Source organism: Enterobacter sp. BIDMC 29 (assembly GCF_019378755.1).
Lineage (GTDB): Bacteria > Pseudomonadota > Gammaproteobacteria > Enterobacterales > Enterobacteriaceae > Enterobacter > Enterobacter ludwigii.
In genome coordinates, this window is record NZ_CP080000.1 from 4,130,989 (window position 1) to 4,139,269 (window position 8,281).

Annotated in this window: 8 protein-coding genes; 2 read left to right on the plus strand and 6 right to left on the minus strand. The window is 51.6% G+C overall.

From position 1 onward, the window contains the following. The 6 genes from JTA15_RS18330 to rfaD all read right to left on the minus strand — a co-directional run. Positions 1-853: O-antigen ligase (locus tag JTA15_RS18330; protein WP_255580125.1), on the minus strand; the 853-nt coding region annotated here is incomplete at its 3' end. After that, entirely contained in the window at positions 841-1,749 is a 909-nt protein-coding gene (locus JTA15_RS18335; RefSeq protein WP_219372576.1) for a glycosyltransferase family 2 protein, read from the minus strand. The genes JTA15_RS18335 and JTA15_RS18330, both read right to left, overlap by 13 nt. 5 nt (positions 1,750-1,754) lie before the next feature. Next, positions 1,755-2,864 (minus strand): glycosyltransferase family 9 protein, encoded by a 1,110-nt coding sequence (locus JTA15_RS18340; RefSeq protein WP_150343612.1) that lies wholly within the window; start codon positions 2,862-2,864, stop codon positions 1,755-1,757. A 3-nt stretch (positions 2,865-2,867) separates the two neighbouring features. Then, positions 2,868-3,851, minus strand: coding sequence for a lipopolysaccharide heptosyltransferase RfaC (gene rfaC / locus JTA15_RS18345; protein WP_032679328.1), 984 nt, complete (start codon positions 3,849-3,851; stop codon positions 2,868-2,870). Positions 3,852-3,854: 3 nt separating this feature from the next. Then, entirely contained in the window at positions 3,855-4,901 is a 1,047-nt protein-coding gene (gene rfaF / locus JTA15_RS18350; protein ID WP_020882677.1) for an ADP-heptose--LPS heptosyltransferase RfaF, read from the minus strand. A 2-nt stretch (positions 4,902-4,903) separates the two neighbouring features. Beyond that, the gene (gene rfaD, locus JTA15_RS18355) at positions 4,904-5,836 is read right to left on the minus strand and encodes an ADP-glyceromanno-heptose 6-epimerase (RefSeq protein ID WP_058653899.1); all 933 of its coding nucleotides are present in this window, start codon (positions 5,834-5,836) and stop codon (positions 4,904-4,906) included. Positions 5,837-6,051: 215 nt separating this feature from the next. On the opposite strand from rfaD, the gene kbl reads away from it, so the two are divergent. Continuing rightward, positions 6,052-7,248: a glycine C-acetyltransferase gene (gene kbl, locus JTA15_RS18360; RefSeq protein ID WP_020882676.1), complete on the plus strand. Its 1,197-nt coding sequence runs from the start codon at positions 6,052-6,054 to the stop codon at positions 7,246-7,248. A gap of 9 nt (positions 7,249-7,257) precedes the next feature. Beyond that, positions 7,258-8,281, plus strand: a 1,024-nt coding sequence (tdh, locus tag JTA15_RS18365; protein WP_020882675.1) for an L-threonine 3-dehydrogenase, incomplete at its 3' end; no start/stop codon positions are given.

The window sequence follows — 8,281 nt, forward strand, 5'->3', positions numbered from 1 at the left end:
CATTTTGAATACCGATAGTCCACATGGAAAAACGTGCGCCGAGAGAAGTGCGATCGTAACCTTTCTGATATTTATCGACTTCGATTTGCGTTTGCATAATCTTAGGTGAAATCAAAGGCTTGTAGCTTACGACTACAATACCCGCCACAATACATAAAAAGATCAGAGTCGATTTCAGATGAATTCTTCTGAAATGATAAAGCGTCATGACGATAGCAAGAAGTAAATAGAGCCCCATTGCAGCACGCGTTCCGGTTAAAAGAATAACAAAGAACGAGACCAAAATGGTAAAACCGGCCAGAACATAGAGCTTTACATTTTGCTGGAGGTAAAGGCTGTACACAAAGGCAAGTGACAGCACGGAGTAAACATAGGCAGAGACCGTGGCTCGATTGATTGCCATTTCAACACGAGCCATACCTTGCGATGCCTGCCACAATCCATAACCGGTTGCGAGTGCAAATCCTGTCGCAGTCGCTAAAAGAAAATATTTCTTAAAGCTTTCTCTGTCGATATAATCTTTAAAACGGTCAATATAGAAAACGAGAATACTCGCCAAAAGTAATTTTTTACTTGCACCGAGATAATCGCTGTACATGTTTAAGCCTTCGCTATGGTACTCATAGACCATATACCAGACAAAGTTCAGTAATCCAATAAGAAATATGGGTAGTGCTATTGAGAATGGTTTTAGCGTAATTTTTTTATATTCAAACGCTAAACCGAGAATAGCGATATAAATTGCAATATAGAAAAACTCACGTTGCTTCCCTGAATTGACTAATGCAAGCATCAAAGAGATGAAGCTCAGAAAAAGTGTCAGTTGATAAAGTCGAAGTTTTATTTTTTCCATAATGCCTCAATAACCCTTTTCTTATAACTAAACCGAATATGTGTGTCCATAAAGAACGAAATCGAATAAAGCTGGCTCACCCGATCTTTTACCAGATTTAAGTGTGGCGTCGAGAGATACTTTTTATGGTTACTGTATATATCAAACCAGTGACAATTGATGAGATGTTTAAAACTGCGCGGGAAGGTTTCTTCCATGCGAAGCGTGCAATCAACAAGTGAAGAGACTTTGCTGGCATCAAGTTCGCTGGATAAGCTTCCATGACGTTTGATGTAATAATAATGCCCCTGACGCTGATAAAATATTTTATGCGCTTGCATAATCATTCCGGGGAACACAGCGAAATCTTCGTAACAGACCATCGAAGGTATAGGATTAGCTTTATACAGGTCTTTGTGAATAAATTGGCCGATCAGATGTGCCTGAAAGTCTTTATGTCGCAAAAAACGGGAGATCGCGTCTTGTTGTGAGATTGCCACAGGGTCGAAACCCTGCCAGGTTGAGGTGATCTTTTGAATATCACGAATTTCACGTAAGCGCGTCAGTAGCATATCTGGACGCTGTGCTTGCAGAAAATCCACGGCATCCTGAATGCTGCCCGGTTTTAGCCGGTCATCGCTGTCCAGCATCGTAATATAGTCCCCTGATGCCATCGTAACAGCACTGTTTCGGACCCGACCCACGTTACGGTAATCCACACATCGCGTTGTTGCATGAGGTAATTTTGGTAACCACGCTTCAATAATATCCTGTGTGCCATCATCTGAGCTGTCATTAAAGATGATGATCTCAACAGCATCGCCTGCACTCCCAATCGCATTCTGCAGGCTTTCTAAAGTGGCATGAAGGGTATCTTCGGCATTATGCGCGGCAATAATGATGCTTAGAAAAGCCATAAAAATTAGTTTCCCTGGGCATCAGTGAGAGATGTGATTGTGTTAGCTTTTGGTAATTCGCGAATAAAATCTTTAAGCTCACGTAGTGATTCGTCTGTCACAGCGAAAAGTTCTTCCCGCTCTTGAGAGAAATAATATCGTGTTTCAAACACATACGAGCAAATATGCGCATCATTCCCAATCAGCAATACCTTGCCAAGCGGACGTTGTTCATAATGGCAGCAAGGGCCAAACAGCAACACCACCGGGACGCCCACCGCATCGGCAATGTAGATATTCCCTGAATCTGACGCAATATAACAATCCATTTTGGATATCGCCCACGGCAGCTCTTCGAGCGATATTTTGCCAATGAGGTTGATAAAATTGGGAATTTCACCGTAAGCGCGGGTGATGTCATCCATCCACGGTTGCTCGTTCGGTGCGCCAAATACATAAAACTCGCAGGGCAGGTCGGCAAGATGATCGACAATACGTTTCCAGATTGCCGGGGGAACCGTCTTTGCTTTGTTACCGGCAGAAATGCTGATACCAATTCGGATAACCCCGGGTTTATCGAGAATTTGCGGGTAAACCGCAGGCTTGAACAGGGGCTTTGTGGCGTGCTTGGGTGAATCCTGCCAGGTGAGCGCGCGATCGGCGAGCTTGAGATAGTTAGTGACGGACAGCGTCTTTTTGCCATGCTCAACGGTACCATCAGCCGTGGCATAAAAAATTCCGTGATACCACCTGCGCGTATAAGTGCTTAAAAATTGTTTGTTTTTTGCATTACAGGCTGAGGCGAAAAAGAGATTCACACTGTTGGGCTGCAGCAGATAGACATTGTCGTAGCGATTCATGATCCGGCAGGCGAAGCAGAGCTTACGCCACAGGTTGCGCTTTTGCTGCTCCACAAAAAAGATCTCTTCGATACTGTCGTCATGCTGAGCCAATGCGTTAACGCTGCGGCTGATCAGCACATCGCTTTTTTGCAGATACGCCAGTAGAGGCGTTGCATTGATAAAGTCACCGATTTTGGCTGTCTGAATGACAAGGTTTCTGCCCGTGTCTTTGCGAAACAGCTTCCGGATGAGTTTCACCGGAAAAAGTAAAATCAGCAGAAATACATAACTCATGGGTTAAATATCCCTGTTAGAAAGCCGATGGCTGCCCTGTAAAAACGAAAAAATCGCATCTGCGGTAATGTCTCTCATCTGCTGCGTCGGACTCACCATTTGATGCTGGTTTTTACCGTACCCACCGATCAGTCCCGGGTCGGTCGGACCGAAAAGGGTGATATTGGGGCGGTCCAGCGCTGCGGTTAAATGGCTTAATCCGGTATCCACGGATACGACGGCGTTGGCGCCTGCCAGTTGCGCGGCAACCTGAGCCAGCGTGAGTTTAGGTAACACTTCCACATTTGAAAAACCCGCGGCCAAACGCTCTGCGCGTTGCCTTTCGTGTTCTGCGCCCCACGGGAGTTTAATATGGATGCCGGTCGGTTGCATTAGCTCAATGAGTCTTCGCCAGTGTGATTCCGGCCAGTGCTTATCATCGCGCGTTGTGGCATGCAGAAAGACCAGATAGGGCGGTGTGTGCGTCTTCGCATCGCGCAAAAAATGCTGCGCAATAGCGTAATCACCCTGCGTGTCCGGTTTTGCATAGCCGAGGCTTTTCGCAAACAGCTCACGGGTGCGCTCCACGGCGTGCTGCTGTTTCGCGATATGGTGGCGGCGATTATAGAACAGGCTCGCCAGCGGCTCGCGGGCGGTTTGCCAGTCCATACCGTGCTTAACGCCGTGCGCCAGACGCGTGACCAGCGCGGCGCTTTTGACCAGACCCTGTGCGTCAATAATGGCATCGTAACGCTGCGCTTGCACCGCATCACGGAAGGCTTGACGTTCAGCCTTAATCGGTGCTGAGAACCACGCTTTACGCCAGCGGCGGATAGCAACCGGGATCACGCGGTCTACTGCTTCATGCCAGGTGGGGATCTGTGCGAAGCCCTCCTCCACCACCCAGTCAAAACGAATGCCGGGAATGGCCTGCATGGCGTCGGTGAGCGACGGTAGAGTATGCAGGACATCGCCCATTGAAGAGGTTTTAACGATCAATACCCGCATCCGTTATCCTTCTTCACTCAACAGCAGCTCGTTAAGCTCTTCAAGGACACGCTCGGGCGTGATGTCGATCAGGCTCTGGTGATAGCCTTCAGCCGCATCGCCTTTTCGCACCTTGTGATAACCGCTGATCAGACGTATGACGCGCGCTTTATGAGAAAGCGGTGGCGTAAAGTCAGGGCTGCTGGGGCCATACAAAGCAACCAGCGGCCGGTTGAGCGCAGCGGCGACGTGCATCAGGCCTGAGTCGTTGGTGACGACGGCTTTACAGGCGGCAAGTAAAACTACCGCCTGTTCCAGCTGGGTTTCCCCTGCCAGATTACGGCACCATGCCTGCTGTTCTGTATTCAGCGAAGCCAGAATTTCGTTACCCGCCTCGTGGTCTTTCGCCGAGCCAAACAACACGACCTGATTACCTTCATCGATCAGCTGTTTTGCCAGCTCAGCGTAATGATAATGCGGCCAGCGTTTTGCCGGGCCGAACTCTGCTCCCGGGCAGAAACCGATCATAGGGCGTTCTGATGAAATTCCAAACGCGTTGCAGGTGTGGGATTTCTCACCGTCGTTGACCTGGAGCTGGGGCCAGAGCAGCGGTTGCGGCAGATCTTTTGCGCTGCGCATCACGCCTTTGTCATAGGCCAGCGCGACGTAGCGCTCGACCATGAGTGGCCAGGCGTCTTTATCGAGCACGCGCGCGTCGTTCAGCAGACCGTAGCGCATTTCTCCACGCCAGCCGGTGCGATGGGGGACGCCCGCAAAGAAGGGTACCAGGGCGGATTTAAAGGAGTTAGGCAGGACATAGGCGCGGTCATAGCGCTTTTCGCGCAGGCTATGGCCGAGCTTGCGACGTTCACCAATTTCCAGCGCGCCGTGGCCGAGCGGCATTGGGATCGCCTCGTTAACTTCCGGCATACGCGATAACAATGGACGGCACCAGGCAGGTGCCATCACGTCAATTATCGCCTGGGGATAACGCGCCTTGAGCGTGCGATAGAGACTTTGCGACATCATCATGTCGCCCACCCATGACGGGCCGATCACCAGAATTTTCATACTTACGCGTCGCGGTTCAGCCAGGCCATATATTCCGTTACGCCTTCGGCAACGGTCTTGAACGGTTTGTTGTAACCCGCCGCACGCAGGTTGGTCAAATCCGCCTGCGTGAAGGCCTGGTAACGACCTTTCAGTTTGTCCGGGAACGGAATGTATTCAATGCTGCCTTTTTTGTGGTACGCCAGGGTCGCGTCCGCCACGGCCTGGAAGGATTCCGCACGGCCTGTCCCCAGGTTAAAGATACCGGAGACGCCGTTTTCCCAGAACCACAGGTTCACTGCCGCCACGTCGCCTACGTAGACGAAATCACGCTTGAAGCCGTCACTGCCTTCAAACAGTTTCGGGCTTTCGCCATTGTTCAACTGCGTGTTCAGGTGGAACGCGACGCTCGCCATGCTCCCTTTGTGGCCTTCGCGCGGTCCGTACACGTTGAAGTAACGGAAACCCACAATCTGGGAATTGGCTTCAGGCAGAACCTGACGCACGTATTCATCGAACAGGAATTTGGAGTAGCCATAGACGTTCAGCGGCTGCTCATATTCGCGGGATTCGATGAAGTCTGACGTACGGCCACCGTAGGTTGCTGCAGAAGAGGCGTACAGGAACGGAATTTCACGCTCCAGGCAGTAATGCAGGATCTCTTTGGAGTACTGATAGTTATTGTCCATCATGTACTTGCCATCCCACTCGGTGGTGGAAGAGCATGCACCTTCGTGGAAGATGGCTTCGATCTCGCCGAACTCTTCACCTGCCATAATCTGGATAAGGAAGTCTTCTTTATCCATATAGTCAGCGATGTTCAGATCCACCAGGTTTACAAACTTGGTGCCGTCTTTCAGGTTGTCCACCACCAGAATGTCGGTGATGCCTTTGTCATTGAGGGCCTTAACAATGTTGCTGCCGATAAAGCCCGCGCCGCCGGTAACGATGATCATAACTGTAACCTTTGAAGTGTGGAGTCCGGGGACAATCCCGGACGCTAATGTTCTTATCATATCATTAGTATGGCTGCCCTTCAGCCATTCACCGACATAGCGCAAGGGTACACGTGATTTATGCTGCAAAAACGAGAAGAGATAATGTGTCATCTCGTCATGGCGGCCAGGGTTGGGTAATATGTGCCAAAATTTGCCGAGTCTGGAGAATTGCAATGCGTGGTGATTTTTACAAACAGTTAAACAGCGACCTCGACACCGCACGTGCGGAAGGGTTGTTCAAAGAAGAGCGTATTATCACGTCTGCTCAGCAGGCGGACATCACCGTTGCCGATGGCAGCCATGTGATCAACTTTTGTGCGAACAACTACTTAGGTCTTGCGAATCACCCTGAGCTGATTGCCGCGGCAAAACAAGGCATGGACACCCACGGTTTCGGTATGGCCTCCGTACGCTTTATCTGCGGTACGCAGGACAGCCATAAGCAGCTTGAGAAAAAGCTGGCGGACTTCCTGGGGATGGAAGATGCGATCCTGTACTCCTCGTGCTTCGACGCCAACGGTGGTCTGTTTGAGACGCTGCTCGGCGCAGAAGATGCCATTATCTCCGACGCCCTGAACCACGCTTCTATCATTGACGGTGTGCGCCTGTGTAAAGCGAAGCGCTTCCGCTACGCCAACAACGACATGGTTGAACTGGAAGCGCGCCTGAAAGAAGCACGTGAAGCAGGTGCCCGCCATGTGCTGATCGCCACAGACGGCGTGTTCTCTATGGATGGCGTGATTGCCAACCTGAAGGGCGTGTGCGACCTGGCAGACAAATACGATGCGCTGGTGATGGTTGATGATTCACACGCCGTCGGTTTTGTTGGTGAGAACGGCCGTGGATCTCACGAATACTGTGACGTAATGGGTCGCGTGGACATTATCACCGGTACGCTGGGTAAAGCGCTCGGCGGCGCGTCAGGTGGTTATACTGCTGCGCGTAAAGAGGTGGTTGAGTGGCTGCGCCAGCGTTCCCGTCCATACCTGTTCTCCAACTCGCTGGCGCCGGCGATCGTTGCCGCATCCATTAAAGTCCTGGAAATGGTGGAGTCTGGCGCTGAGCTGCGCGACCGTCTGTGGTCAAACGCCCGCCTGTTCCGTGAAAAAATGGGTGCCGCAGGGTTTACGCTCGCCGGTGCCGATCACGCCATTATCCCGGTGATGCTGGGCGATGCGGTTGTGGCGCAGAATTTTGCCCGCGAGCTGCAGAAAGAAGGAATTTACGTTACCGGGTTCTTCTTCCCGGTGGTACCAAAAGGCCAGGCGCGTATCCGCACCCAGATGTCTGCGGCACATTCGCCTGAACAAATTGAACGTGCGGTGGAAGCCTTTACCCGCATCGGCAAACAGCTGGGCGTAATTGCCTGAGGACGTGTGATGAAAGCGTTATCCAAACTGAAAGCGGAAGAAGGGATTTGGATGACCGACGTGCCGGAGCCGGAAGTCGGTCATAACGATCTGCTGATCAAAATTCGTAAAACCGCCATTTGCGGCACTGACGTTCATATCTATAACTGGGACCAGTGGTCGCAGAAAACCATTCCGGTACCGATGGTCGTGGGCCACGAATATGTCGGTGAAGTGGTGGGCATGGGTCAGGAAGTGAAAGGCTTCAACATTGGCGACCGCGTCTCGGGTGAAGGTCATATTACCTGTGGTCACTGCCGTAACTGCCGCGGTGGACGCACGCACCTGTGCCGTAACACAATCGGCGTGGGCGTGAACCGTCCGGGCTGCTTCGCAGAATACCTGGTGATCCCGGCGTTTAACGCGTTCAAAATCCCGGACAACATTTCTGACGATCTGGCCTCTATTTTTGATCCCTTCGGCAACGCGGTACACACGGCGCTCTCTTTCGACCTGGTCGGCGAAGATGTGCTGGTTTCCGGCGCGGGTCCCATCGGAATTATGGCGGCTGCGGTGGCGAAGCACGTTGGTGCCCGCAATGTGGTGATTACCGATGTGAACGAGTATCGCCTGTCCCTGGCGCGCAAAATGGGTGTGACCCGCGCGGTGGATGTCTCAAAAGAGAGCCTGAGCGACGTGATGGAAGAGCTGGGCATGACCGAAGGTTTTGACGTGGGTCTTGAGATGTCCGGCGCACCACCGGCGTTTCGCACCATGCTGGACACCATGAACCACGGCGGGCGTATTGCGATGCTGGGCATTCCACCGTCTGATATGTCTATCGACTGGAACAAGGTTATCTTCAAGGGGCTGTTCATCAAAGGTATCTACGGCCGCGAGATGTTCGAAACCTGGTACAAGATGGCGGCACTGATCCAGTCTGGTCTGGACCTGTCTCCGATTATCACCCATCGCTTCTCCATCGATGAGTTCCAGGAAGGCTTTGACGCGATGCGCTCTGGCCAGTCCGGAAAGGTTATCCTGAGCTGGGATT